Annotated in this window: 2 protein-coding genes; one reads left to right on the forward strand and one right to left on the reverse strand. The window is 69.7% G+C overall.

Translation table 11 applies throughout. The features are described 5' to 3' along the window. The coding region (locus A9X04_RS29900; protein ID WP_156751880.1) for a TetR/AcrR family transcriptional regulator at window positions 1–140 on the reverse strand (140 nt) is incomplete at its 3' end. A gap of 143 nt (window positions 141–283) precedes the next feature. On the opposite strand from A9X04_RS29900, the gene A9X04_RS19765 reads away from it, so the two are divergent. Continuing rightward, window positions 284–618, forward strand: a 335-nt coding sequence (locus tag A9X04_RS19765) for a TetR/AcrR family transcriptional regulator (RefSeq protein ID WP_231985768.1), incomplete at its 3' end; no start/stop codon positions are given.

Consider the following 618-nt stretch of genomic DNA (forward strand, 5'->3'; position numbering starts at 1 on the left):
GCCCGGGCGATCTCGCGAATCGTGGTGCGCGAATAGCCATTCTCGGCCACACATCGCATCGCGGCGGTGATGATGCGGGCCCGGGTCTGCTCACCGTCGGCACCCACCGGCCGACCCAATTGCGGCGGCGTGACGCTCATGCGGCGGGAAGCCCGCCGCAGCTCCGTCCATCACGCACTACGCACCTCCGCGGCGAAGCCGGAACTAATCGATCACTCGATTATATTCGACCGTGTCGGGGACCGGGAGCCGGCGGACGGGACGCGCGAGTGAGGACAGCATGGTGACGCGGGCGCAACGGGGACGTCCGGTCGGCGCCAGCGGCGAGGAGACGCGGCAGCGGATCGTCGTTGCCACCATGCGATGTGTGGCCGAGAATGGCTATTCGCGCACCACGATTCGCGAGATCGCCCGGGCGGCCGACGTCACCAGCGGCAGCCTGTACCACTACTTCCCGAACAAGTCCGAATTGCTGGACGCGGCCGTCGAGGACATCGAACGCATGGCGGTGCCGCGGCTGCGAGCCGCCGCCGCGGGTCCCGGCGGCGTGGTCGATCGCCTCGCGGCGGTGCTGGACGAGGCGAGCCGGCTGATGCGCGAGCATCCGCATCTGGCCGC

The sequence above is a fragment of the Mycobacterium sp. E3247 genome (assembly GCF_001667785.1).
Classification (GTDB): Bacteria; Actinomycetota; Actinomycetes; order Mycobacteriales; family Mycobacteriaceae; genus Mycobacterium.